This is a genomic window from Streptomyces kanamyceticus (assembly GCF_008704495.1).
GTDB classification, from domain to species: domain Bacteria; phylum Actinomycetota; class Actinomycetes; order Streptomycetales; family Streptomycetaceae; genus Streptomyces; species Streptomyces kanamyceticus.
The window spans coordinates 4,376,078-4,400,189 of record NZ_CP023699.1; the positions used below are offsets into that span (position 1 = coordinate 4,376,078).

Below are 24,112 nucleotides of genomic sequence, written 5' to 3' on the forward strand. Positions count from 1 at the left end.
AGCTCCCACGCGCCCTTGCCGCGCCCTTGCCGCGCCCTTGCCCCGGAAAAGGACTGTGCGGGTCCGCCCCGCCCCTCATAGGATCTTGAGGTTCGCAGGACTTGGAGACCGGGGGGAACTACTCGTCATGCTCATAGCGCCGACCGCACTGTCTCTGGCCATGCTGGCCCTGTTCGTCCTGGCGATGAAGGCGTCCGACGCGATGCCGCAGCGCCGCACGGCGGACCCGGCGGCGGAACCGGAGGGACCCGGAAGGGGAGCCACACCCCGATGACCGCACCGTCCGCACCGTCCGCACCGACCACACCTTCCGCGCCCTCCGCACCGTCCGTGCGCTCCGCGCCGCTCACGCCCCCGCCCGGCGACCCTTCGCTGGCGGACCCCGCGCCGGGACCCGACTTCGTGACGCCGGTGGCCAACGTCTTCGTACGCGCGCACATGGGCCTGCCCGAGATCGACGCGAGCACCTGGACCCTGTCGGTGGAGGGCCTGGTCGAGCGGCCTTTCCGACTCGACCTGGCCGCGCTCCGCGCGCTGCCCGCCGAGCAGCTCACGGCGGTGCACGAGTGCTTCGGCAGCCCGTTCCGCCCCGACACCCCGACGCGCGCGGTGGCGAACATCGAGTGGACGGGCCTGCCGCTCGCCGCGCTCCTGGACCGCGCGGTGCCGCTCGCCGGGGCCCGGCACGTGCGCTTCGAGGGCGCGGACACCGGCTCGTTCCAGGGCGACGACGGCGTCTCGTACGTGAAGGACCTGCCCCTGGCCACGGCGCGGCGCGACGTGTTCCTGGCCCACGGCATGAACGGTGAGCCGTTGCCGCCCCGGCACGGGTATCCGCTGCGCGCCGTCGTACCGCGGATGTTCGGCACCAACTCGGTGAAGTGGCTGACCCGGATCGTCCTCACGGACACCCGCCCCGAGCACACGTTCACCACCCGGTTCTACACGCGCGTCCTGCCGGGCCACGACACCCCGCAGCCGGTGCGCGAGATCGACGTCAGCAGCAAGCTGCTCTCGCCCGCGCCCGCCGCCGAACTCGGCCCGGGCACCCAGGTGTTCAGGGGCCGGGCGTGGAGCAGCACGGAGGTCGTCTCGGTCGAGGTCTCCGTCGACGAAGGCCCGTGGGAACGGGCCCACCTCGACGTGCTCGGTTCCGAACCGACCTGGCAGGGCTTCCACCTGATGCGCCCGCTGCCGCCGGGACCGCACACGGTCCGCTCGCGGGCGAGGGACCGTGCGGGCCGGGTGCAGCCGCCGCCGGGAGCCCGCAACTCGGTGCACGAGGTGGCGTTCACGGTCGCGGGCTGAGAGGTCAGAAAGGCTTGGTCGGCAGGTACTTGCCGTCCAGCGTGATGACCGCGCGCTCGCCGCCCTCGGGGTCGGCGACCTTCTTCACGTCCAGCTTGAAGTTGATGGCGCTGATGATGCCGTCGCCGAACTCCTCGTGGACCAGGGCCTTCAGGGTGGTGCCGTAGACCTGGAGCATCTCGTAGAAGCGGTAGATCGTCGGGTCGGTGGGAACGGTGCCGTCGAGCGAACCGCGCGTCGGGATGGTCCGCAGCAGCATCGCCGCGTCCGCGTCCAGGCCGAGCAGCTCGGCGACGGCGTCGGCCGCGTGGTCCGGCAGGGCGTGCTGGCCGAGCACGGCGGCGGTGACGAAGGCGACCGAGAGGCCGCCGGTCACGTCGGCGATCTGCTGCCAGGACAGGTCCTTGCGGGTCTTGGCATCGACGGCGGCGATGGCGAGGGCCTGACGGGCGGCGGGGTCGAACTGGGCGTGCGGCATGAGGGTGTTTCCTTCCATGGGTTTACGGGGGGGGATGGATCTCGTGGTTCTACTGGTGGGTGCCTACTGGTGAACAGGCGTACCGGCGACGCGACTTGGGAATTCGACGTCCTCCACCGATCCGGTGGGGATGTCGAAGACCCAGCCGCGCAGCGTGAGCGTCCGCGCCACGAGGGCGCGGGCCACCGAGGGGTGGGTGGCCAGATTGGCCAGCTGCGCACCGACGTTGGCACGCACCAGGGCGGCCACGTCGTGCGTCGGCAGGGCATCCACGTGCCGCAGCCAGTCGGCGACGGCGGGCAGCGCGCCCAGGTCGTGCCCCTCGGCGAGCGCGGTCATCGCGCCGCAGCCCGAGTGCCCGCAGACCACGACGTCGTCGACGCCGAGGACCGCGACGGCGTACTCGATGCTCGCGGCAACCCCGTCGGCGCCAGGGCCGTACGGGGGCACGAGGTTCCCCGCCGTACGGATGACGAACAGCTCGCCCGGCTCGCGCTGGGTGATCAGCTCGGGCACGACGCGGGCGTCGGAGCAGCTGATGAACAGCGTGCCGGGCCGGTGCGTGGTCGCCAGGCGGGCGAACAGGTCCGCCTTGCCGGGGAAGACGTCGCGCTGGAATCGGGCGACGCCCTCGCCGAGGTCGTGGATGGTCACGTGGTCACTCCCTTCGGTGGCGGCCGGGCCCGCCGGGGGGCTCCGCACGGAACAGGGGTTTCCGTGCCGAACCGGGATTCCCGTGCGGGACCGGCCTGAGATCCACCATGCATGACCTGCGCCTATAGCGTCCAAGACGTACTACGGATGACTTCTATCGACCACATCTATAGTTGCTGCATGGCCCCGGAACTCCGTCATCTGCGCTATCTGCTCGCCGTCGCCGAACACGCCAGCTTCACGTACGCCGCCGAGGAGCTGCGCGTCTCGCAGCCGACCCTGTCGCAGCAGATCAAGCAGCTCGAACGGGCCGTCGGCGCGCAGCTGCTCGACCGCACGGGCCGCGCCGTCCGGCTCACCGACGCGGGGAGCGCCTACGCCCACTACGCCCGCCGCGCGCTGCAGGACCTGGCCGCCGCCGAGCGCGCCCTGAGCGAGGTCGCCGACCTCTCGCGCGGCACGCTCCGCCTGGCGACGACCCCGACGTTCACCGCCTATCTGGTCGGCCCGCTCGCCGCCCGGCTGCACGAACGGCATCCGGGGATCGCCCTCGACGTCAGGGAGAGGTCCCAGGACGACATCGAGAGCGGCCTGCTCGCCGACGAGCTCGACCTGGGCATCGCCTTCGACGGGCCGCGGCCGCACCGGGCGGGCGTCACCGGCACCGACCTGTTCACCGAGACGCTCGGCCTGGTCGTCGGCGACGCCCACCCGCACGCGGGCCGTACGCGCCCGCTGCCGGTCCGCGAACTCGCCGACTGCCCGCTCGCGCTGCTCAGCCCCGGGTTCGCCACCCGCGACCACATCGACGCGCACTTCGCCGGGCACCGCGTCCAGCCGCGCATCGCCGTCCAGGCGGACTCGATCAGCGCGCTGACGGAGATCGTCCGGCGCACCCCGCTCGCCACGGTGCTGCCCGACGCGCTGACCCGCGACCACCCGCACCTGCACCCCGTGCCGCTGTCCCCCGCGCTGCCGCCCCGCACGGTCACGCTGCTGCGCAGGGAGAACGCGTACGAGACGGCGGCGGCCCGCGCGTTCGCCGAACTGGCCCGCGCCTGGGCCCACTGACCGTCCCGTACCGGGGAAGGGCGCCCCGCCTCAGCCGCGCGGCAGCAGCCAGGCCGCGAGGGCCGTGGTGACGCACAGGAGGAGTCCGACGACGAGGAGCCCCAGGTGCATGCCCGCGAGCGAGAAGCCGGAGCCGCCGCCCGCCAGGAGCGCGCCGAACAGGGCGACGGACATCGCACCGCCGGTCTGGCGCAGGGAGTTGAGCAGCCCCGACGCCGTACCCGCGCGCTCGCCGGGCACGCTGTCCATGAGCTGCGCGGTCAGCGCGGGGACCGCGAAGGCACCGCCGAGTCCGGTCGGCACGAGGAGCAACAGGACGAGCCAGAGCGGCGTCTCGGCGCCCAGCGGCAGCAGGGCGAACATCGCGAGGGCGAGCACGGCCTGCCCCACGACGATCACGGGCCGCCGCCCGAACCGCTCGGCGGCGCGCGGCGACATCAGGTTGGTGGCGGTGATGAGCACGGCGAGCGGCACGAACATGAGGCCCGCCTCGACGCCCGACATGCCGCGCAACTGCTGGTAGTAGAGGCCGAGGAGGAAGGTCACGCCGTAGAACCCGGCGTTCACGGCGAAGCCGACCGCGAGGGCCACGGTGACCGGCCGCCTGCGCAGCAGCTCCAGCGGCACCATGGGCGCGCGGTGCCGCTTCTCGGCGGCGTGGAAGGCGAATCCGGCGCCGACGGCGACGGCGAACGCGGCGAGCACCGGCGCGCTCGTCCACCCCAGGTGCCCGCCCTCGATGACCGCGAACGCGAGCCCCGCCAGGGCGAGTACGGCGGTCACCTGACCCACCAGGTCCAGGGGCGCGGGCCTGCGGGGCGAGGCGGCGGTACGGGTCAGGAGGGCCAGGATCAGCGCGCCCACCGGCAGGTTGAGCAGGAAGACGGCACGCCACCCCGCGGTCTCGGTGAGGACGCCGCCGAGCACGGGCCCGACCGCGACGGCCACCGAACCGCCCACCGTCCACAGGGCGATGGCGCGGGCCCTGCGGCGCGGGTCGTCGTACGCCTGCCGGATCAGCGCGAGCGAGGCGGGCATCACGATCGCGGCGGCCCCGCCCTGCGCGACGCGCGCCGCGATCAGCGACCCGATGCCCGGCGCGAGGGCGCAGGCCAGCGAGGCGACGGTGAAGAGCCCCACGCCCCACGCGTACGCCCGCCGCGCCCCCGCCCGGTCGGCGAGCGCCCCCGCGGAGAGCATCAGCGCCGCGAACATCAACGTGTACGCGTCGACGACCCACTGCAGCCCGGCCATGCCACCGTGCAGGGAGTCACGGATGTCGGGCAGCGCGATGTTCACGGCGGTGACGTCGATGGTGATGACGGTGAACCCGAGCAGGGCGGCGATGAGGGCGACGGGGGAGGAGGGGGCGGAGAGGCTGGACCGGACACGGGGCGGATCAAGGACGACGGACATGGTGCTCCTAGAGGCAGGGCGCGGCGCGGAGATACGGGTGGGCGGGCGGGAAAGGCCCCTACAGGCGGGGCTCGGCGCGGAGATACGGCGGTGCGGGCAGGGCCCCTACAGGCGAGGCACGACGCGGAGAAACGGGTGGGCGGGCGGGAGAGGCCCCTACAGGCGAGGCTCGGCGCGGAGATACGGGTGGGCGGGCGGGAAAGGCCCCTACAGGCGGGGCTCGGCGCGGAGATACGGGTGGGCGGGTGGGCACCCCGTCGCGGAGCGACGAAGAAACACCAGCCACGTGCGGGCGGCACAGACGTCAAGGCCGCGGCCCGGCAACTCGTACCCCCTGGACCCCGACACCCGAGCCGCCCGCAACAAGCCCCACTCTCCGCCCAAGCCCCACGCAGTGGCAGGCCGCACTTCACCGGGCCCCCGCGTTCCAGGCCCTGACACACCCCCCCCATTACCGTTCTCGTAGTCCCGCAACGGGACTACCGGCCTTCGGAGTTGGCATGACTACCTCCCCTTGTCGAGTGCATGGCCCGGGGGGTGGTGTCACCGGCTCCGAAGGCACTGACAGACCGCTGATTAGAGGCATGACCACCGGCCTTTCCCCAGGTCGGGAGGCTCTTCGTAATGTGGATGTGGCGATCAGTGCCGTGGCGAGGCCGGGTGAACAGCACCGAAGGAACCACGACGTGATCGACATCAGCGACATCGACGTCTTCCTCGGCCTGGACGTCGGCAAGGGCGAACACCACGCCACCGCTGTCACATCGGCCGGGAAGAAGGCCCTCGACAAACGCCTGCCCAACAGCGAACCCAAGCTCCGCGAGGTCTTCACGAAACTCCAGGCCAAGCACGGCATCGTGCTTGTGGTCGTCGACCAGCCGGCCTCCATCGGAGCCCTGCCGCTGGCCGTTGCCCGAGCCGTCGGCTGCCAGGTCGCCTATCTGCCCGGACTGACGATGCGGCGGATCGCCGACCTCTATCCGGGCGAAGCCAAGACCGATGCCCGCGACGCGTTCATCATCGCCGACGCCGCCAGGGCGATGCCGCACACGCTTCGCTCCATCGAGCTGGACGACGAGACCGTCGCCGAGCTGGAGATGCTCGTCGGGTTCGACGACGACCTGGTCGCTGAGGCCAACCGGCTCTCCAACCGGCTCCGCGGCCTGTTCACGCAGGTCCACCCGCACCTGGAGCGGGTGCTCGGCCCGCGCATGCAGCACCCGGCCGTCCTGGTCCTGCTGGAGAGGTTGGGCTCGCCCGCCCAGATCCGCCAGACCGGACGCCGCAAGGTCACCCACCTGCTGCGGCCCAAGGCTCCGCGGATGGCGGCCCGTCTGACCGAGGACGTCTTCACCGCGCTCGACGAACAGACCGTCGTCGTCCCGGGCACCGAGGCGGCCGCACTGATCGTTCCCAGCCTCGCCCGGTCCCTGACCGCCGTGCTCGACCAGCGCCGTCTGCTGGAGAAACGACTCGACGAGCTGCTGGAGACACACCCTCTTTCCCAGGTCCTGACGTCGATGCCCGGCGTCGGCGTCAGGACCGCGGCCCGCCTCCTCATCGACGTCGGCGACGGCACCAGGTTCCCCTCAGCCGCCCACCTCGCCGCCTATGCGGGACTCGCGCCGACGACCCGCAGCTCGGGCTCCTCGATCCGCGGCGAACAGCAGTCCAGGAGAGGGAACAAGCAGCTCAAGCGGGCTTTCTTCCTCTCCGCGTTCGCCGCCCTGTCCGATCCCGCCTCCCGCACCTACTACGACAAGAAGATCAAGGAAGGCAAGCATCACACCCAGGCCCTCCTCTGCCTCGCCCGACGCCGAGCCGACGTGCTCTTCGCGATGCTCCGCGACGGGACCTTCTACCAACCACCAACCCCCGTTGCCCCTTGACCGAAGTCATAGAGGCACCCCCCCACGACACAACCCCCCACGCCCCTCCCGCACCAGGGACAATGGACAGATGACCGAAAGCACAGGGAGCGCGCCCACCACGGTGGCGACCACCGGCACGGAACTGGGCAGGTACCTCCGCGCCCGCCGCGCCCGCGTCACCCCCGCCGAGGCGGGCCTGCCCGCGGGCACGGGCCTGCGCCGCACGCCCGGCCTGCGCCGCGAGGAACTCGCGACGCTCTCCGGGGTGAGCGTCGACTACTACACGCGCCTGGAGCGCGGCCGCGAGACGAACCCGTCGGCCGCCGTCATCGACGCGCTGGCCCGCGCCCTGCGCCTGACGGGCGACGCCCACGACCGCCTGCACGACCTGGCCGAGCTGGCCTCGGGCAGGCTCACGGAGCCGCATCCCACGACCGACCAGACGGTCCGCGCGTCCACCCTGAGGATGCTGGAGGCGCTGAGCCCGCTGCCCGCGTACGTGGTGAGCAGGCACAGCTACATGCTGGCCGCCAACGCCCCCGGCAGGGCCCTGATGCCCGGCCTGTGGGACTGGCCCCCCGAGCAGCGCAACGTCACCCGCTACGTCTTCCTGCACCCGGTGGGCCGGGAGCTCTACCAGCCGTGGGAGGAGACCGTCGCCCAGTCCGTGGCCCATCTGCGAGCGGTCGGCGGCGCCGACACGGACTCCCCCGAGCTGACCGTCCTGGTCGGTGAACTCCTGCTCAAGTCACCGGACTTCGCCCGTCTCTGGGAGCGGTACGACGTCCGCGAGCGCGGTGGCGGCAGCAAGTCGTTCGCCCACCCGAAGGTCGGCGCGATGACCCTGACGTACGAGGTGATGCAGCTGGCCAGGACGGGCGGCCAGCGCATGGTGGTCTACCAGGCGCCGGAGGGCACGCCCGACGAGGCGGCGATGCTGCGCCTGTCCCCGCAGGGGTAACCCACACGGGCAGCCCTCCAGCCCCCCCAGCCCTCCAGCCCCCCAACCCTCCCGCGCTCACTCCGCCGCACAAGTCCCCGCCATAGGCGTCTCCCCGTACAGCAGGAACCCGTCGACCTTGTCCCGCACGCACGTGGAGCCCAGGTAACCGGTGTGCCCGTCCCCCTTGTTGTCCAGGACGACGGCCTGCGAACCGAGGCGCTTCGCGGTCTCCTCCGTCCACCGGTAGGGGGTGGCCGGGTCGCCGCGCGTGCCGACGAGCAGCATCTTGGGCGTCTTCACGTCCCGTACGTCCGCACGGATGTAGTCGGTGCCCGCCGGGCGCCCGAAGCAGAGCAGCACCGGCATCAGCATCGACTTGCCGAAGACCGGCGACGCCTCGTCGAACTCCTCCTGGAGCGTGCCGATCTCCTTCTCGATACGGGCGGCGTCGGGCCGGTCGGGGTCGTCGGCGCAGTTCACGGCCATGAGCGCGGCGGTCATGTTGTCGGCGGGCACGTCCCCGGCGGACACGTCCTCGGCGGGCACGCCCCCGGCACGCCAGGACATGCCGACCGGCCCGTTGCCGAGACCACCGCTCATCCGGATCAGCGCGCGCGGGTCCCCGTCCGCGAGGAGCCCGCCGAGCGCCTGCGAGAGCGCGGGCCACGCCTGCCTGCTGTACAGCGCCTGGCTGAGCACGGCGACGACGTCCTGCCCGGTGAACTCCCCGCCGTCCGCGGCCTGGAGGGGCATCGCGTCCATGTCCTTGATGAGCTGGACCATGCCCTGCCGGGCGGCCCGCGCGTCCGTGCCGAAGACACAGCCCGCGTTGCCCGTGCACCAGGCGAGGAAGTTGTCGAGGGCGGTCTGCCTGCCCTCGGCGGTGGCCAGGGACTGTTCGGCGACCGGCTCGGTCAGCGTGTCCACTCCGTCGAGCACCATCCGCCCGACCTTCTTGGGGAACTGCGCCGCGTAGACGGCGCCGAGCCGCGTCCCGTACGAGAAACCGAGGTAGTTGAGCTTCTTGTCGCCGAGCGCCTGGCGCATGACGTCCATGTCGCGGGAGACGTTGACCGTCCCGATGTACGGCAGGACGGGACCTGACTTGGCCGCGCACTCCGCGGCGACCTCGCGCAACTCGGCGAGCAGGGCGCCCGGGTCGTCCTGTCCCCCCTCGCCGGTCCCGGTGTCGTCCGTGGCGTCCGTGGCGTCCGCGGCGTCGCCGCAGCTGACGGGGGCGCTCTCGCCGACCCCGCGCGGATCGAAGGAGACCACGTCGTACCCCTTGCCGAGGTATCCGAACTCCTTCTGCGAACCGGCGAGCGCGGAGACACCGGGACCGCCGGGGCCGCCGAAGTTCAGGAGCAGGGAGCCGCGCGGCTCGCCGCTCGCGCTCGACCGCAGCTTGATCATCGCGAGGTCGACGGTGCCCTTCGACGGCCGCCCGTAGTCGAGCGGCACGGTCACCTTCCCGCACCGGACGTCCTTGGCGTGGCCGGAGGCCTCCGCGACGTCCCCGGTCGCGCCCTTGCAGGCGGACCACTTGATCTTCTGCGTGTAGTAGCGCGACAGATCGGGCCGCCCGCCGTCCGCGTCGGCCGCGGCGGCCGGGAAGAGCCCCGGCACGCCCGCTCCCACGACGATCAGCACGGTGACGCCGGCGAAAGCACAGGCTCCGCGCACGGCAACCTCCCAGGGTGTTCCCCTCGCTCACCCTAAGCGCCGGGCACGGGCACCGCCCGTTCAGCGCCCCGTCACCGTACGCACATGCCGATCACCCTCCGCGACGGAAGCTCGCCCCTCCCTCCCTCAGTCCCGCTCCAGGATCGCGGTGACGCCCTGCCCGCCCGCCGCGCAGACGGAGATGAGACCGCGCCCCGGCCGCCCCCGCTCCGCGAGCAGCCGGGCGAGCGTCGCGACGATGCGCGCCCCGGTGGCGGCGAAGGGATGCCCGGTGGCGAGCGAGGACCCGGCGACGTTGAGCCGCTCCCTGGGTACGGTGCCGATGCCCCGCTTCTCCCACGCGGCGAGCGTCGCGAGGACCTGCGAGGCGAACGCCTCGTGCACCTCCACGAAGTCGAAGTCGCCGAGCCCGAGCCCGGCCCGCTCCAGCATCCGGGGCACCGCGTGGGCGGGCGCCATCAGGAGCCCGTCGCCGCCGCCCGCGACGTCGCCGCGCACGAAGTCCACGGCGGCCGTCTCGCACGCGGTGAGATACGCGAGCGGTTCGACGCCGCGCCGCGCGGCCCACTCCTCGCTGGCGAGCAGCGCCACGGCGGCCCCGTCGGTCAGCGGCGTCGAATTGCCCGCCGTCATCGTCGGGTTGGGCCCGTCGAGACCGAACACCGGCTGAAGCCGGGCGAGTTTCTCCACCGTGGAGGCGGGCCGCAGGTTCTGGTCCCTGGCAAGGCCACGGAACGGTACGACGAGGTCCTGGAAGAACCCCCGCTCGTACGCGGCGGCGAGCCGCTGGTGACTGGCGGCGGCCAGCTCGTCCTGCGCCTCGCGCGCGATGTCCCACGCCCGCGCGGTCACGGCGGCGTGCTCGCCCATGGAGAGCCCGGTGCGCGGCTCGGCGTTGCGCGGGACGTCCGGCACGACGTGCCGGGGCCGTATCCGGCCGAGCGCGCGCAGCCGCCCGCCGAGGGAGGTGGCGCGCCGGGTCGCGAGCAGGATCCGGCGCAGCTCGTCGTTGACGCCGAGCGGCGCGTCGCTCGCGGTGTCGGCGCCGCCCGCGATGCCGGACTCGAGCTGCCCGAGCATGACCTTGTTGGCGACGGCCATGACGGCCTGGAGGCCGGTCCCGCACGCCTGCTGGATGTCGTACGCGGGCGTCCGGGCATCGAGCGTCGACCCGAGGACGACCTCCCTCGCGAGGTTGAAGTCCCTGCTGTGCTTGAGCACCGCCCCGGCAACCAATTCCCCCACGGATCCCTCTTCTCGCAGGGCGTGGCGCGCCACGAGACCGTCGACGGCCGCGGTGAGCATGTCCTGGTTCGACGCGGTCGCGTACGGACCGTCGGAGCGCGCGAAGGGGATGCGGCTGCCGCCGATGACGGCCACGCGTCGTACGGAAGGAAGGCTCATGTCTCGACCAACTCCTGACTCTTGAGTAACCTTACTCAGAAGTAAATTTAGGACTCAGCTGGGAGTTGGACAATGGCCGACCGCTATCTGAACCTCACCGCCACGGCGCCCGGCCGCTTCCTCACCCGCCGCCTGGGCCTGCCCCGACCGGTCCCACTACGCCGCTGGTCCCCCGAACATCCACGCCTGGACGGCGAGTTGCTGCTCCTCACCACGGGCGGCTCCCGCCACACGGACGCCCTCGTGGAACTCCTCACGGCCCAGGGCCTGCCGCCCGCCACAACCTCCGGGCGGCCCGCGGCAGTTGTCCTCGACGCGACGGGCGCGGCCCGCGTCGCCGACCTCACCGAGGTGCACACCGCGCTGCATCCCGTGGTGCGTTCGGTGGCGGACAACGGCCGCGTGGTCGTGCTCGGCTCCCCGCCCGACCCCGACGACCACCACCAGGCGGCGGCCCAGCAGGCACTCGAAGGGTTCGTACGCTCCCTCGGCAAGGAACTCGGCCGCGGCCGCACCGCCAACCTGGTCCGCGTCCCCGGCCCGACCGGCTCCGCCTCCTCCACCCTGCGCTTCCTCCTCTCCCCCAAGTCCGCCTACGTCACGGGCCAGTTGATCGAGACCGGCCCCGACGCGGCGGTGCGCGACCCCGACGACTGGGAACGCCCCCTGGCCGGACGTACGGCACTGGTCACCGGCGCCGCACGCGGCATCGGCGAAGCGGTGGCGGACGTCCTGGTCCGTGACGGCGCGCGCGTGGTGCTCCTCGACGTGCCCTCGGCCCAACAGGACCTGGTCCGCGTGGCGGATCGCCTGGGCGGCACGGCGCTGCCCCTGGACATCACGGCGGACGACGCGGGCGACCGCATCGTCGCGGCGCTGCCCACCGACGGCGGCTTGGACGTCCTCGTCCACAACGCGGGCATCACCCGCGACCGCACCCTGGCGAACATGGAGCGCGAACGCTGGAACGCGGTGCTCGACGTGAACCTCGGCGCGGTCCTCTCCACGACGGACACGCTCCTGCGCACCGGGGTGCTGCGACCCGGCGGCCGGATCGTCGCCACCTCCTCGATCGCGGGGATCGCCGGTAACGCGGGCCAGACCAACTACGCGGCCAGCAAGGCCGGGATCATCGGCCTCACCCGCTCCCTCGCGCCTCGCGCGCTCGCGGAGCACGGCGTCACGATGAACGCGGTGGCCCCCGGCTTCATCGAGACTCGGATGACGGCGTCGGTCCCCCTCCTGATCCGCGAGGCGGGCCGCCGCATGAACTCCCTGTCCCAGGGAGGGCTCCCCATCGATGTCGCCGAGACGGCCGCCTGGCTGGCGACGGGGGGCATGAACGCCCAGGTGATCCGAACCTGCGGCCAGAGCCTGTTGGGCGCGTAGCGCTGCGCTGTTCCTGTAGGAGCGACTACCCCGCCGCTTCGCGGCGGATTATCCCCACCCGCCCACCCGTATCTCCGCGACGGGCCCTTCCTGTAGGAGCCGCCTCGCTTGCCGTGGGGCGGGGCCGCGGCGGTATGTCCGTCCTCGCCGTCCCAGGCGCACCGCCACGGCTTGGGCACCTCGGAACGAGGCCCCCAGTGCTCCGGGCGAACATACCGCCACGTCCCCTCAGACCGGACGGCGACTGCGGGCCGCTCCCGCCCCGCCCCCGCCTCCCGCTGCGGGCGACCGCGCGCGGGTGGGCTACCGCTGTGGGCGACCGCGCCGATGGGCCGGACCCGGTGGGCAGGTCCGCGCTGCTGTGGGCAATCGTGCCGCTGGGCGGCACGGGTGGGCACAGCCCCCGGCGCCGAGGAGCGAGGACGGGAGCGCAAGCCACGGCGCCGGTGGGGGGACGGAACCCCCACCGGCCCGCAGCCGCCCGCGCTCCCGAGGGGACGTGGGGGTATGTGCGAACGGAGCACAGTGGAGACCGGGGCAAGGAAGCAAGCCCTACTAGCCCCCGCCCCGGGATGGCGAGTACGCACATACCCCCGCGGCCCCGCCCCCAAGACGAACCCAAGGCGCAGACCCCAGCCCAAGGCGCCCCCGCCAGAAACCCCACTCCGAAAGGACCAGATGTCCCTCATCCGAGCCGCCCTCGCCTCCCCCTTCAAGCGCCCCACCCCAACGCCCAACCCCCCACCACCCGCCTCCACGAAGTCGTACACGTCAAGCCCCCGCACCTCGCCGCCTACAAGCACCTCTGCGGATTCACCGACGACCCCCACACCCTCCCGCCCACCTACCCGCACGTCCTCGCCTTCCCCCTGGCCATGCGCCTGATGTCCGCCCGAGACTTCCCGCTCCCCCTCCTCGGCCTCGTGCACACGTCCATCGACATCACCCAGCACCACGCCCCGCACCCCACCGAGGCACTCCAACTCGACGTACACGTAACACAGTTGGCCCCGCACAGGCGCGGCACCGAAGCCACCCTCACCACCGAGGCGCGCGACACCGACGGCACCCTCCGCTGGGAGTCACACAGCACGTACCTGGCCCGCCACAAGGCACCGACAACCCGCCCCGAAGCACCGGCCGCCGAACCCGAACCCGAACCCGCCCCCGGAACCGAGTGGCACCTCGCACCCGACCTCGGCCGTCGCTACGCCTCCGTCAGCGGCGACCGCAACCCCATCCACCTGCACCCACTGGCCGCCCGCCCCTTCGGCTTCCCCCGCGCCATCGCCCACGGCATGTGGACCGCCGCCCGCTGCCTCGCGGAGCACGAGCCGACACGGGACGCGGGCCCCGACGCCCGGCTCCACGTCCACGTCGACTTCAAGGCCCCCGTACTGCTCCCCTCCACCGTGACCTACACGCCCCGCGGCCCCGCCTTCGAACTACGGGCCGCCGCCACCGGCAGGCTGCACCTCACGGGGTCCAGCGCCGTCCTTCCATGAGGTCACCGAGCCCCGCCCAGGCGAAGTTCATGAGGGTCGCCGCAGCCTCCTTCGCGGAGACGGACGCGTCCGTGTTGGCCCAGTCGGCCAGCGACTCCGCCGCCCCGACCAGCGCCTGGGCGAGCCCGGCCACCTCGCGGTCGGGCAGCGCGGGGTTACGGTGCGCCTCCCGCGCCGCCTCGGCGATGAGGACCGTCACGAAGGCGAGGATCTCCTCCCGCATCCCGGCGACCTCGGCGGCGAACGGCGCCCCGTTGGTCCGCGCCTGCGCGTGCAGCACCGCCCACCCGTCGGGCCGCTCCGCGGTGTGCTCGAAGAACGCCGTGAGCCCGGACCAGAGTTGCCGGTCGGCGGGCTCCGTCGCCGACACCCCCTCGCGCACCGCGGCGACGAGCGCGGCGGCTTCCCGCCGTATGCAGGCGGTGAAGAGCTGTTCCTTGGAGTTCAGGTACAGGTAGACCAACGGCTTGGAGACACCGGCGAGTTCGGCTATCTCGTCCATGGAGGCGGCCCGGTACCCCCGCTGCCCGAAGATCCGCACCGCGGCGTCCATCATCTGCTGCTCGCGCACGGCACGCGGCATCCGCTTCTGCCGCGACACGATCTTCTGTCGCGGCGCGGCCTTCTGCCGCGACACGTCCTTCTGCCGCTGCTTGTCGACCACGTCGGCCCCCGTCTTCCCTCACAGCCCCGTCCGAGGTCAGCGTACGGTCAACGGAGGCCCGTCCACGATTAACGGAGGGCGGGGACGTCCCTCACGCCACCTCCCCGCCCACCGCCGCGATCAGCGCCTCCACCCTGGCCCCCAGCTTGGCGGCGATCCCGTCCCGCAGCGGCCCGTACACCTCCTCGTTGAGACGGAGCGTCTGAGCCCCGCGGAAGAACACGTCACCGGCGTGGAAATCGGTCCGAAGGAGCCGCCCGAGCACGGTCGCCGGGTCCTCGACGCGGAACCGGAACCGCCCGAGCCGTACGGCAAGGAGACCATCGGCGGCCTCGGTATCGACCTCAGCCACCGCGACCTGGAAATTTCCGCGTCCCCCGAATTGCCCGTACTCCTCGAAGAGTTGTAAGGCCCGGTCGTCCGCGGAAAGCCCGGACAGCTCCCGAAGCGCCGCGGCGGCCAGACCGAGAGCAGGCCCGTCAGAAATTCCGCCGAGTGCCGCGAGGGCCGGTGCGTCGACCCGGTAGGGAAAGGCGCTGGCCCGGTGCCGGACGAAGCCCTCGTGGCTCTCCACGATCCAACCGATCGATTCCAGAGTTTCCCCGAAGACCTCGTACCAATTCTCCGCCTCGGTGAACCGGTTGACCTTCCTGTTGGCGACGAGCTGCGCGAGGAGCAGCGAATGCAGCACATCATTTCCCTGCCGCCCGGAAACCCCCGCCGTCAAGACGACGAGCCCGCCTGCGGCGACGACGACGCGCCCCTCGCCCCGCGGCACCGGGACCTCAGATCTCCAGGTCGTCGATGAACTGGCTCGCCTTGTCGCCGAGCTTCTTGATGACGGCCTCGCGGACCTGTGCGTACACGTCCTCGTTGAGCGTCATCGTCTGGCGGGCCTGCTGCATCGTCGTACTGGCGCGCGGGAAGCTGAAGAACAGCACCCTGGTGACGCGTTCCGTGGTGGTGAAGTAGAACATGCCGATCTTCATGACCACGGTGTCGCCCGAGGAGACGCCGCACGCCGCGATCTGGAAGTTGCCCAGCTTGTCGCTGTGCGCGTTGCTCTCGAAGAGCACCACGCTGCGGTCCTTGTCCGGCAGGGACTTCAGGGAACCGATCGCGGCCTTGGCCACCGAGATCTCGCCGGGTGAGGCGATGGCCTGGAGCAGTGCGATGACGGCGCGGTCGACGGTGAACCGTGACCCCGCGACGGTGAGCTTGGCGAAGCTGAAGGACGGCACGACCCAGCCGACCTGTTCCAGGACGGAGCGGTAGTAGTCGTACCACTTCTTGGTGTTCTCGTCGCGGTCGTACTTCTTGTTGGCCGCGAGCTGGGCGATCAGCGTCGCGTTGAGCACGTCGGACTTCTGCTGCCCGTTCAGACCGTCGGTGAAGGCGACGATGCTGCCCGCGACGACCGCGGCGGACTCCTCTTCCTGGAGCGCCAATCCGGGTGGCACATAGCGCATTTCGGGCTGATCGAGTTCCAGGTTCTCAATGAACTGGAGCGCGTCCGTGACTTTCTGTTTTGCCTCGACCTCGATGTCGGAAGACGTCATTACGCCTCTTCTGTCACATGCCGGATAAATGGCGAGGCGAACCCCGCTGGTGTTCCTGGGAAACTGCCCCTCAGAACTGATCCGAGCCGCTGTTTGAGGGTCATATTAAACCCGCCCATGAAACCGTCAAGGCCGTGCACACAAACGACGGAGCCCCGCTCCGGAAGGGTTCCGGGGCGGGGCTCCAGGGGTCACGAGGAGACCCGGGGACTCAGGCCGACTCAGGCGGCCACAGGCACCGCGCGCGACGAGGGCGACTCGTCGAAGTCGTCCAGCGGGGACGCCGAAGCGCTTTCGTACGCCTCGTGGTCGAGGATCTTCTCGCGGGCCGCGACGATCACCGGGACCAGCGCCTGTCCTGCCACGTTGGTGGCGGTGCGCATCATGTCCAGGACCGGGTCGATGGCGAGCAGCAGGCCCACGCCCTCCATCGGCAGGCCGAGCGTCGACAGGGTCAGCGTCAGCATGACCGTGGCGCCGGTGAGACCGGCGGTGGCGGCGGAGCCGACGACCGAGACGAACGCGATGAGCAGGTACTCCTTGATGCCCAGGTTCACGTCGAAGATCTGCGCGACGAAGATCGCGGCGATCGACGGGTAGATCGCGGCGCAGCCGTCCATCTTCGTCGTGGCGCCGAAGGGAACCGCGAAGGACGTGTACTCCTTCGGGACGCCGAGGCGCTCGGTGACCTTCTGGGTGATCGGCATGGTGCCGACCGAGGAGCGCGAGACGAAGGCCAGCTGGATCGCGGGCCAGGCGCCCTTGAAGAACTGGAGCGGGTTGACCTTGGCGACGAAGGCGAGCAGCAGCGGGTAGACGCCGAACATCACCAGGGCGCAGCCGATGTAGATGTCCGCGGTGAACGTCGCGTACTTGCTGATGAGGTTCCAGCCGTAGTCCGCGATGGCGAAGCCGATGAGGCCGATGGTGCCGATCGGGGAGAGCTTGATGACCCACCACAGGGCCTTCTGGAGGAGGGCGAGGACGGACTCGCTCAGCTCCAGGATCGGCTGGGCCTTGTCACCGATCTTCAGCACGGCGATGCCGGCGACGGCGGCCATGAAGACGATCTGCAGGACGTTGAGCTGCGTGAAGGGCGTGATGACGTCCGTCGGGATGATCCCGGTCAGGAAGTCGATCCAGGAGCCCGCGTGGTCGGGCGCCTTGCCGTCCTTGGGGGTGAGGCCCGTGCCGGAGCCCGGGTTGGTGATCAGGCCGATGGCGAGGCCGATGGCCACCGCGATCAGCGACGTGATCATGAACCAGAGCAGGGTGCGGGTGGCCAGGCGCGCGGCGTTGTTGACCTTCCGCAGGTTGGTGATCGACACGAGGATCGCGAAGAAGACGAGCGGGGCGACCGCGAGCTTCAGGAGCCCGATGAAGGTGTCGCCGACCTTGGAGAGGGTGGTGACGAGCCAGTCGACGTCCTGGTTGCGGGCGATCCAGCCGAGCAGGACACCCAGGACCAGGCCGCCGAGGATCTGCGCCCAGAAGGGGATCTTGAGGAACTTGGGTATCCGGAAGCCGGACTGGGGCTTCTCGGGCTGCCCGACCTGGTCGGCGGGGGACGCGGAATTCGCGGACACGGACACACTCCGGTGAGGAAAGTCAGGGGGTTGGGGACGTACGGGAGCGGCGACCGCGAAGGGTCAGCGGCGCCACTGCAGCGGGGGTCACGATCAGACGTGACAGGCCGCGGACATGCAGCGGCAGAGATCGACATGCAGGCGCGCCACGAGCGGGACGCTCATGGCGTGGCGGTGCGCTGCTGCTGTCTTCATGTCGAACACGTTAACACTTGTACTTTGAGAACATCAAAGGTCTTGTTTGAGGTAAGCGGAGGGGCCCACCCCGCTTGACCCGTCCCCCGGGGGCCCCAACTGCCCCGCGACGCACGGAACCCCGGCCCTGGAGCGATGCGCTCCGGGACCGGGGTCCTGAGAAGTGTGTGACGAAGCTTACGAGCCCCGCTCGGTCAGCGCCGCGTCATCAGCCCTGCGTCCGCGCGCGGGCGACGTCGTCGGCCTCGTCCTCCTGGGTGCGGTTGGCCTCCAGGTTGGCCTTGGTGCGGTCCACGCGCGCGACGACGGTGGCCGACGCGCGGTCCCGCTCCTTGCGCAGCGCGACGAAGCTGATGGGCGCGGAGATGACCAGCGAGAGCAGGAGCACCCACAGCATGTTCGAGTCGCCGAGCCCGCGCGGCAGGATCTCGGAGTAGACGAGGCCCCAGACGACCAAGAAGCAACCCACGAAGATCCCGAGGCGCATCAGCGTGTAGCGGAGCATGTCAATCCACTCTTCCGTTCCGAAATGGGCCCGAGCTGGACGAGCCTATCCAGTGAAGCATGGGAGGGCCCGCGTCCGGCAAGGGGGTGCCCCGTCCCGCGGCAGTCCTACGGCAGCGGAAGCAGCATCGTGATGTCGTCGCGGTCGTCGCCAGGACCGACCCGGATCGCGCCGGGCACCCGCCCGACCTCCTTGTATCCGCAGGAGGCGTAGAAGCGGTCGACGCCGGTGCCGCCCCGGCAGGTGAGCCGGATCGCCTCGACGCCCTCCAGACCACGGGCGGCGTCCGCCGCGGCGGCCATCAGGTCGCGCCCGTACCCCTTGCCCTGGTGGCGCGGGTGCACCATCACGACGTACAGCCAGATCCAGTGCGCCATCAGGCGGTGCTGGTTGTACGCGAGGAAGGCGGTCGCGGCGACGGCGCCCTCTTCGTCGTACCCCACGAGCAGCCGGGTGCGGCCCTCGCTCAGCTCAGCCAGGCGCTTGATCCACTCCGGGCGTATCTCGTCGACGGTCACGGGCGGGACGAAGCCGACGGCCCCGCCCGCGTTGGACACGTCGGCCCAGAGCGCGAGGACGCCGTCGCGCAGCGCCGGGTCGACCTCGGGGTCCAGCTGAAATGTAAGTGCCATAGAGCCAGAGTAACTATTACTCGTGCGGCGCCTCAACCGTATCCCGCATCCCGGACAACGCAACGAGCCCCGGCCGCTAGGGGCCGGGGCTCGAACAGGGGACGGGCAGCGGGTCAGACCCGCATCGCCTGCGGCGTGTCCCGCAGCGTGAGGTCAGGACCCTCGTACTCACGGATCGCCTCGTAGCGCGTGTTCCGCTCGATCGGGCGGAAGCCCGCCTCGCGGATCAGGTCGAGCAGGTCCTCGCGGGTCAGCTTGTTCGGCGTACCGAAGTTGTCCGCGTCATGCGTGATCTTGTACTCGACGACCGAGCCGTCCATGTCGTCCGCGCCGTGCTGCAGCGCGAGCTGCGTGGTCTGCAGGCCGTGCATCACCCAGAAGACCTTGACGTGCGGGACGTTGTCGAAGAGGAGGCGGGAGACCGCGAAGGTCTTCAGGGCCTCCGCGCCGGACGCCATGGTGGTGCGCGCCTGGAGCTTGTTGCGGACCTTGCCGTCCTGCATGTCCACGAAGTCGTGCTGGTAGCGCAGCGGGATGAAGACCTGGAAACCGCCGGTCTCGTCCTGGAGTTCACGCAGGCGCAGCACGTGGTCGACCCGGTGGCGGGGCTCCTCGATGTGGCCGTACAGCATCGTGCACGGGGTCTTCAGACCCTTCTCGTGCGCGAGCCGGTGGATGCGCGACCAGTCCTCCCAGTGGGTGCGGTGGTCGACGATGTGCTGGCGCACTTCCCAGTCGAAGATCTCCGCGCCACCGCCGGTCAGCGATTCGAGACCCGCCTCGATGAGCTCGTCCAGGATGTCGGAGGCCGACATGCCGGAGATCGTCTCGAAGTGGTGGATCTCGGTGGCCGTGAACGCCTTCAGGGAGACGTTCGGCAGCGCCTTCTTCAGCTCGCTGAGCGAACGCGGGTAGTAGCGCCACGGCAGGTTCGGGTGCAGACCGTTGACGATGTGCAGCTCGGTGAGGTTCTCGCCCTCCATCGCCTTGGCGAGGCGGACGGCCTCCTCGATGCGCATCGTGTACGCGTCCTTCTCGCCCGGCTTGCGCTGGAACGAGCAGTACGCGCAGGACGCGGTGCACACGTTCGTCATGTTGAGGTGGCGGTTGACGTTGAAGTGCACGACGTCGCCGTTCTTGCGCGTGCGCACCTCGTGGGCGAGGCCGCCGAGCCAGGCCAGGTCGTCCGACTCGTAGAGCGCGATGCCGTCCTCGCGGGACAGCCGCTCGCCGTCGCGGACCTTCTGCTCAAGATCGCGCTTGAGACCTGCGTCCATGCCTTCGCCCTTACCTCTCACCGCGACCTGCGCGCCCTGCCACAAACTCCGCCAACCGTACTCCCCCGCCCTCCGGGCGGGCGGTGCGGCCTACACCTCTTCGGGAAGCTCCCCGACCCGGTTCTCCCACTTGGTGGAGAGCACGATCGTGGTCCGCGTGCGCGAGACCCCGCGGGTGCCGCTGAGTCTGCGGATCGTCTTCTCCAGGCCGTCCACGTCACTGGCCCTGACCTTGAGCATGTACGAGTCGTCGCCCGCGATGAACCAGCAGTCCTCGATCTCGTGCAGGTCCTTCAGGCGCCGCGCCACGTCCTCGTGGTCGGCGGCGTCGGAGAGCGAGATACCGATGAGGGCGATGACACCGAGACCGAGCGAGGCGGAGTCGACGGTGGCGCGGTAGCCGGTGATGACACCGGCCGCTTCGAGGCGGTTGATCCGGTCCGTGACGCTGGGGCCTGAGAGGCCCACGAGCCGCCCGAGTTCCGCGTACGAGGCCCTGCCGTTCTCCCGCAGGGCCTGGATGAGCTGCCTGTCCACGGCGTCCATAGGTGCGATGCCTTTCATTATTCAGCGATACCGCGAGTCTATGTGTAGAATCTAAGGCGTAGAAGGGTTCACGCCCTGTGAATCTTTCTCAATTTCAGCCGATCAACGACGATCCTTCAGGAGCGTGTCACCGTGTACTCGATCGAGATGGCCTACGCCCGCATGCGCGAGCTTCAGGACCTGGCCAACCGCTCGCGTGCCCACCAGCCCACCGCGCGCAAGGCCGGCGCCCTCAAGAAGCGCGCCGCCAAGAAGCGCTAATCACCCCGGGAGCCCGAGCCGCCTCCGGAACCGGAGCCGAGCTCGCCCTCCCAACGGCGGTACAGGCCGTGCGGCACCCCTGCCGCGTCGAGCACCCGCCCGGCGACGAAGTCCACCAAGTCCTGGATGTGCGTCGCCCCCGCGTAGAACGCCGGAGAGGCGGGCAGCACGATCGCGCCCGCCTCGTCCAGGCTCACCAAGTGCTTCAGCGTCTGCCCGTTCAGCGGCGTCTCGCGTACGCAGACCACCAGACGTCGGCCTTCCTTCAGCGTCACGCTCGCCGACCGCTGCAGCAGATCCTTCGAGAGTCCGAGCGCCACCCCGGCCACACACGCCGTGGACGCCGGGACGATCAGCATCCCCTTCGTCGCGTACGACCCCGACGAAGGCCCCGCCGCCAGATCCCCCGCGGCCCAGTACCGCACCCCGTCCAGCGACTCGGGACGTACGTCGAACGTCCCCGGCTTCCCGTCCGCGCCGCGCGCGAGCCACGCCGCCAGGTCGTCGCGCCAGTGCGCGTCCCGGAAGGAGATGCCGGTCTCGTCGAGCAGCGTGAGCCGTGAGGCGCGCGAGACGACGAGGTCCACGCTCTCCCCCGCCGCGAGCAGCGCACGCAGCACGGCGGCGGCGTACGGGGTACCCGAGGCACCCGACACCCCCACGATCCAAGGCCTACGCTGCGTATCTCCTGGGTTCACGCTGTGAAGCCTATCCCCGGGCCGTTCAGACGGTGAGCCCGCGTACGAGCAGATCGAGCAGCGCGCAGACGAACAGGGCGATTCCGATGAAACCGTTCACCTGGAAGAAGGCGCGGTTGAGCCGGGACAGGTCGTTCGGCTTCACGATCGAGTGCTCGTACACGAAGGCACCCGCGACGATCGCGAGCCCGAACCAGAAGAACCCGCCCGCGTCGCTGGCCGCCGCGTACCAGACGAGCAGCGCCGTGGTCACCAGGTGGCAGGCGCGCGCGCCCCAGATGGAGGCCGGGATGCCGAACCGCGCGGGCACCGACATCACGCCGACCTCGCGGTCCGTCTCCACGTCCTGACAGGCGTAGATCAGGTCGAAGCCGCCGATCCACACGCCGACCGCGAGGCCGAGGATCACCGCCTGCCCCGACCACTCGCCGGTGATCGCGATCCACGCGCCGACCGGGCCCATCGCCTGCGCGATGCCGAGGATCGCCTGCGGGAAGTTCGTGAACCGCTTGCCGTACGGATAGACGACCATCGGGACCACCGCGACCGGCGCGAGCGCCAGGCAGAGCGGATTGAGCAGCGCGGCCGAGCCGAGGAAGATCACGAGCGCGATCAGCGCGCCGGTCCAGGCGGACTTCACCGAGACCGCGCCCGTGACGAGCTCGCGGTGCGCGGTGCGCGGATTGCGGGCGTCGATCTCGCGGTCGATGATCCGGTTCGCCGCCATGGCGAACGTGCGCAGGCCCACCATGCAGATGGTGACCAGGAGCAGCCGCCCCCAGTGGATGTTCTCGTCCAGCTGGAACATCGCGGTGAGCGCGGCGATGTAGGCGAAGGGCAGCGCGAAGACCGAGTGCTCGATCATGACCAGGCGAAGGAACGCTTTGGTACGTCCCGGCTGCGGGATCGCGGCTGATGCTGAACTCACGAGAGTCCGTACTCCTTCCAACGGCGGTCGACCATCGACGCCGTCTCCGGGTCGGACTCGACCATGTTCGGCCAGCCCCCGTCCCGTACGTAGCCCTCTTCAGGCAGCTTCTTCGTCGCGTCGATGCCCGCCTTGCCACCCCAGAACTGCTGGTAGGAGGCGTGGTCGAGGTGGTCGACCGGGCCCTCGACGACGGTGAGGTCGCGGGCGTAGTCGGTGTTGCCGAGCGCGCGCCAGGACACCTCGTGCAGGTTGTGCACGTCGCAGTCCTTGTCCACCACGATGATCAGCTTCGTCAGGGACATCATGTGCGCGCCCCAGATGGCGTGCATCACCTTCTGCGCGTGCTTCGGGTACTTCTTGTCGATCGAGACGATCGCGCAGTTGTGGAAGCCGCCCGACTCCGGCAGGTGGTAGTCGACGATGTCCGGGACGATCACCTTGAGGAGGGGGAGGAAGAAGCGCTCGGTCGCGCGGCCGAGGGGGCCGTCCTCCGTCGGCGGGCGGCCGACCACGATCGACTGGAGCAGCGGGCGCCGCCGCATCGTCACGCAGTCGATCTTCAGCGCGGGGAACGGTTCCTGCGGCGTGTAGAAGCCGGTGTGGTCGCCGAAGGGACCCTCCGGAAGCATCTCGCCCGGCTCCAGCCAGCCCTCGATGACGACCTCGGCGTGCGCCGGGACCTGGAGCGGGACCGTCTTGCAGTCGACCATCTCGACGCGCTTGCCCTGGATGAACCCGGCCAGCATGTACTCGTCCATGTCACCGGGCAGCGGCGCCGTGGAGGCGTACGTCACGGCGGGCGGACAGCCGAAGGCGATGGCGACGGGGAGCTTCTCGCCGCGCCGCGCGGCCACCTGGTAGTGGTTGCGGCTGTCCTTGTGGATCTGCCAGTGCATGCCGATGGTGCGCTTGTCGTGGCGCTGCAGCCGGTAGAGCCCGAGGTTGCGCACCCCGGAGTCCGGGTCCTTGGTGTGGGTCAGGCCGAGGTTGAAGAAGGAGCCGCCGTCCTCGGGCCAGGTGAAGAGCGCGGGCAGCTGCTCCAGGTCCACGTCGTCGCCGGTGAGGACGACCTCCTGGACGGGCGCGCTGTCGGACTTCACCTTCTTCGGCGGTACGTGCGTCATCGCGCCGAGCTTCCCGAACGCCTCGCGCACCCCGACGAAGCCGTGCGGCAGCTCCGGCTTGAGCAGGCCGCCGATCTTCTCGCTGATCTCGCCGTACGACTTCAGGCCGAGCGCCTTCAGCAGGCGCCGGTCCGTCCCGTACACGTTCATCGCGAGGGGCATCGCCGAGCCGCGCACGTTCTCGAAGAGGAGCGCGGGGCCGCCGGCCTTCTGGACGCGGTCGGTGATCTCACCGACCTCCAGGTACGGGTCGACCTCGGCCTTGATGCGCTTGAGATCGCCCTCGCGCTCCAGTGCACGGAGCAGGGAGCGAAGATCGTCATAAGCCATGCGCTCCAGTATCCGGCACCGGCTACCCTGGCCCCGTCACCGGGGGCTCGCACCGCCTCCAGCCACCACCGCTTGGGGGATC

Annotated in this window: 23 protein-coding genes and 1 pseudogene; 8 read left to right on the forward strand and 16 right to left on the reverse strand. The window is 70.7% G+C overall.

Annotated features, from left to right (window positions below):
- Window positions 1-127 precede the first annotated feature (127 nt).
- On the forward strand, window positions 128-274 hold the full coding sequence (locus CP970_RS44210) for a hypothetical protein (protein ID WP_157877855.1): 147 nt from the start codon (window positions 128-130) through the stop codon (window positions 272-274).
- Window positions 271-1,308 carry a molybdopterin-dependent oxidoreductase gene (locus tag CP970_RS18215; RefSeq protein WP_055556147.1) on the forward strand — a complete coding sequence of 346 codons (1,038 nt, stop codon included), beginning with the start codon at window positions 271-273 and terminating at the stop codon, window positions 1,306-1,308. Before CP970_RS44210 ends, CP970_RS18215 begins: the two co-directional genes overlap by 4 nt.
- 4 nt (window positions 1,309-1,312) lie before the next feature.
- Here CP970_RS18215 and cynS read toward each other — a convergent pair whose 3' ends face one another.
- Together cynS and CP970_RS18225 are read right to left on the reverse strand one after the other, a co-directional pair.
- On the reverse strand, window positions 1,313-1,786 hold the full coding sequence (cynS, locus tag CP970_RS18220; RefSeq protein ID WP_055556149.1) for a cyanase: 474 nt from the start codon (window positions 1,784-1,786) through the stop codon (window positions 1,313-1,315).
- A 63-nt stretch (window positions 1,787-1,849) separates the two neighbouring features.
- Window positions 1,850-2,434: a carbonic anhydrase gene (locus CP970_RS18225; RefSeq protein ID WP_055556153.1), complete on the reverse strand. Its 585-nt coding sequence runs from the start codon at window positions 2,432-2,434 to the stop codon at window positions 1,850-1,852.
- A gap of 186 nt (window positions 2,435-2,620) precedes the next feature.
- Between CP970_RS18225 and cynR the strand changes: the two genes are divergently transcribed.
- Window positions 2,621-3,511: a transcriptional regulator CynR gene (cynR, locus tag CP970_RS18230; protein ID WP_055556151.1), complete on the forward strand. Its 891-nt coding sequence runs from the start codon at window positions 2,621-2,623 to the stop codon at window positions 3,509-3,511.
- Window positions 3,512-3,541: 30 nt separating this feature from the next.
- On the opposite strand, the gene CP970_RS18235 is transcribed toward cynR, so the two are convergent.
- Window positions 3,542-4,927, reverse strand: a complete 1,386-nt coding sequence (locus CP970_RS18235; RefSeq protein WP_063806267.1) for an MFS transporter — start codon at window positions 4,925-4,927, stop codon at window positions 3,542-3,544.
- Window positions 4,928-5,613: 686 nt separating this feature from the next.
- Here CP970_RS18235 and CP970_RS18240 point away from each other — a divergent pair.
- Window positions 5,614-6,816 carry an IS110 family RNA-guided transposase gene (locus tag CP970_RS18240; protein WP_107099142.1) on the forward strand — a complete coding sequence of 401 codons (1,203 nt, stop codon included), beginning with the start codon at window positions 5,614-5,616 and terminating at the stop codon, window positions 6,814-6,816.
- A gap of 70 nt (window positions 6,817-6,886) precedes the next feature.
- A complete protein-coding gene (locus CP970_RS18245) occupies window positions 6,887-7,759 on the forward strand; it encodes a helix-turn-helix transcriptional regulator (protein ID WP_150493541.1) in 873 nt (290 codons plus the stop codon).
- Window positions 7,760-7,816: 57 nt separating this feature from the next.
- On the opposite strand, the gene CP970_RS18250 is transcribed toward CP970_RS18245, so the two are convergent.
- Both CP970_RS18250 and CP970_RS18255 read right to left on the reverse strand, forming a co-directional pair.
- On the reverse strand, window positions 7,817-9,424 hold the full coding sequence (locus tag CP970_RS18250; RefSeq protein ID WP_150493543.1) for an alpha/beta hydrolase: 1,608 nt from the start codon (window positions 9,422-9,424) through the stop codon (window positions 7,817-7,819).
- 126 nt (window positions 9,425-9,550) lie between these two features.
- Window positions 9,551-10,828, reverse strand: coding sequence for an acetyl-CoA C-acetyltransferase (locus CP970_RS18255; RefSeq protein ID WP_055556683.1), 1,278 nt, complete (start codon window positions 10,826-10,828; stop codon window positions 9,551-9,553).
- Between the two features lie 72 nt (window positions 10,829-10,900).
- Here CP970_RS18255 and CP970_RS18260 point away from each other — a divergent pair, with 72 nt between their 5' ends.
- Both CP970_RS18260 and CP970_RS18265 read left to right on the forward strand, forming a co-directional pair.
- A complete protein-coding gene (locus CP970_RS18260; RefSeq protein WP_055556682.1) occupies window positions 10,901-12,217 on the forward strand; it encodes a 3-oxoacyl-ACP reductase in 1,317 nt (438 codons plus the stop codon).
- A gap of 678 nt (window positions 12,218-12,895) precedes the next feature.
- A pseudogene (locus CP970_RS18265) lies at window positions 12,896-13,722 on the forward strand (MaoC family dehydratase).
- Here the strand turns inward: CP970_RS18265 and CP970_RS18270 are convergent.
- The 8 genes from CP970_RS18270 to CP970_RS18305 all read right to left on the reverse strand — a co-directional run bounded on the left by CP970_RS18270 (window position 13,694) and on the right by CP970_RS18305 (window position 20,686).
- Entirely contained in the window at window positions 13,694-14,305 is a 612-nt protein-coding gene (locus CP970_RS18270) for a TetR/AcrR family transcriptional regulator (RefSeq protein ID WP_150494812.1), read from the reverse strand. The pseudogene CP970_RS18265 and the gene CP970_RS18270 sit on opposite strands and share 29 nt — an antisense overlap.
- A gap of 172 nt (window positions 14,306-14,477) precedes the next feature.
- A complete protein-coding gene (locus CP970_RS18275) occupies window positions 14,478-15,077 on the reverse strand; it encodes a hypothetical protein (RefSeq protein ID WP_150493547.1) in 600 nt (199 codons plus the stop codon).
- 94 nt (window positions 15,078-15,171) lie between these two features.
- Window positions 15,172-15,945, reverse strand: a complete 774-nt coding sequence (locus CP970_RS18280; RefSeq protein WP_055549578.1) for a hypothetical protein — start codon at window positions 15,943-15,945, stop codon at window positions 15,172-15,174.
- A 221-nt stretch (window positions 15,946-16,166) separates the two neighbouring features.
- Window positions 16,167-17,531 carry a dicarboxylate/amino acid:cation symporter gene (locus tag CP970_RS18285; protein WP_055549580.1) on the reverse strand — a complete coding sequence of 455 codons (1,365 nt, stop codon included), beginning with the start codon at window positions 17,529-17,531 and terminating at the stop codon, window positions 16,167-16,169.
- Between the two features lie 403 nt (window positions 17,532-17,934).
- A complete protein-coding gene (locus CP970_RS18290; protein ID WP_055549583.1) occupies window positions 17,935-18,231 on the reverse strand; it encodes a DUF4229 domain-containing protein in 297 nt (98 codons plus the stop codon).
- A gap of 107 nt (window positions 18,232-18,338) precedes the next feature.
- Window positions 18,339-18,863, reverse strand: a complete 525-nt coding sequence (locus CP970_RS18295) for a GNAT family N-acetyltransferase (protein WP_055549585.1) — start codon at window positions 18,861-18,863, stop codon at window positions 18,339-18,341.
- A 113-nt stretch (window positions 18,864-18,976) separates the two neighbouring features.
- On the reverse strand, window positions 18,977-20,140 hold the full coding sequence (mqnE, locus tag CP970_RS18300; RefSeq protein ID WP_055549587.1) for an aminofutalosine synthase MqnE: 1,164 nt from the start codon (window positions 20,138-20,140) through the stop codon (window positions 18,977-18,979).
- Window positions 20,141-20,230: 90 nt separating this feature from the next.
- The gene (locus tag CP970_RS18305; protein WP_055549590.1) at window positions 20,231-20,686 is read right to left on the reverse strand and encodes an Lrp/AsnC family transcriptional regulator; all 456 of its coding nucleotides are present in this window, start codon (window positions 20,684-20,686) and stop codon (window positions 20,231-20,233) included.
- Window positions 20,687-20,818: 132 nt separating this feature from the next.
- Here CP970_RS18305 and CP970_RS45535 point away from each other — a divergent pair, with 132 nt between their 5' ends.
- Window positions 20,819-20,947 (forward strand): hypothetical protein, encoded by a 129-nt coding sequence (locus CP970_RS45535; protein ID WP_263406824.1) that lies wholly within the window; start codon window positions 20,819-20,821, stop codon window positions 20,945-20,947.
- Here CP970_RS45535 and CP970_RS18310 read toward each other — a convergent pair.
- From CP970_RS18310 to CP970_RS18320, 3 genes are read right to left on the reverse strand one after another with little or no spacing between them, the layout of a single operon-like run.
- Window positions 20,944-21,645 carry a UbiX family flavin prenyltransferase gene (locus CP970_RS18310; protein WP_055549592.1) on the reverse strand — a complete coding sequence of 234 codons (702 nt, stop codon included), beginning with the start codon at window positions 21,643-21,645 and terminating at the stop codon, window positions 20,944-20,946. The genes CP970_RS45535 and CP970_RS18310 overlap by 4 nt on opposite strands.
- Window positions 21,646-21,670: 25 nt before the next feature.
- On the reverse strand, window positions 21,671-22,573 hold the full coding sequence (gene mqnP / locus CP970_RS18315; RefSeq protein WP_055549594.1) for a menaquinone biosynthesis prenyltransferase MqnP: 903 nt from the start codon (window positions 22,571-22,573) through the stop codon (window positions 21,671-21,673).
- Window positions 22,570-24,030: a menaquinone biosynthesis decarboxylase gene (locus CP970_RS18320; RefSeq protein ID WP_055549596.1), complete on the reverse strand. Its 1,461-nt coding sequence runs from the start codon at window positions 24,028-24,030 to the stop codon at window positions 22,570-22,572. The genes mqnP and CP970_RS18320 overlap by 4 nt, the downstream gene beginning before the upstream one ends.
- Window positions 24,031-24,112: the final 82 nt, after the last annotated feature.

Excerpts from the sequence above, each read along its gene's own strand:
- CP970_RS44210 (WP_157877855.1), top strand. The coding sequence starts at position 128 with ATGCTCATAGCGCCGACCGCACTGTCTCTGGCCATGCTGGCCCTGTTC.
- CP970_RS18215 (WP_055556147.1), top strand. The coding sequence starts at position 271 with ATGACCGCACCGTCCGCACCGTCCGCACCGACCACACCTTCCGCGCCC.
- cynS (WP_055556149.1), bottom strand. The coding sequence starts at position 1,786 with ATGCCGCACGCCCAGTTCGACCCCGCCGCCCGTCAGGCCCTCGCCATC.
- cynR (WP_055556151.1), top strand. The coding sequence starts at position 2,621 with ATGGCCCCGGAACTCCGTCATCTGCGCTATCTGCTCGCCGTCGCCGAA.
- CP970_RS18235 (WP_063806267.1), bottom strand. The coding sequence starts at position 4,927 with ATGTCCGTCGTCCTTGATCCGCCCCGTGTCCGGTCCAGCCTCTCCGCC.
- CP970_RS18245 (WP_150493541.1), top strand. The coding sequence starts at position 6,887 with ATGACCGAAAGCACAGGGAGCGCGCCCACCACGGTGGCGACCACCGGC.
- CP970_RS18255 (WP_055556683.1), bottom strand. The coding sequence starts at position 10,828 with ATGAGCCTTCCTTCCGTACGACGCGTGGCCGTCATCGGCGGCAGCCGC.
- CP970_RS18260 (WP_055556682.1), top strand. The coding sequence starts at position 10,901 with ATGGCCGACCGCTATCTGAACCTCACCGCCACGGCGCCCGGCCGCTTC.
- CP970_RS18270 (WP_150494812.1), bottom strand. The coding sequence starts at position 14,305 with ATGCCGCGTGCCGTGCGCGAGCAGCAGATGATGGACGCCGCGGTGCGG.
- CP970_RS18280 (WP_055549578.1), bottom strand. The coding sequence starts at position 15,945 with ATGACGTCTTCCGACATCGAGGTCGAGGCAAAACAGAAAGTCACGGAC.
- CP970_RS18290 (WP_055549583.1), bottom strand. The coding sequence starts at position 18,231 with ATGCTCCGCTACACGCTGATGCGCCTCGGGATCTTCGTGGGTTGCTTC.
- CP970_RS18295 (WP_055549585.1), bottom strand. The coding sequence starts at position 18,863 with ATGGCACTTACATTTCAGCTGGACCCCGAGGTCGACCCGGCGCTGCGC.
- mqnE (WP_055549587.1), bottom strand. The coding sequence starts at position 20,140 with ATGGACGCAGGTCTCAAGCGCGATCTTGAGCAGAAGGTCCGCGACGGC.
- CP970_RS18305 (WP_055549590.1), bottom strand. The coding sequence starts at position 20,686 with ATGGACGCCGTGGACAGGCAGCTCATCCAGGCCCTGCGGGAGAACGGC.
- CP970_RS18320 (WP_055549596.1), bottom strand. The coding sequence starts at position 24,030 with ATGGCTTATGACGATCTTCGCTCCCTGCTCCGTGCACTGGAGCGCGAG.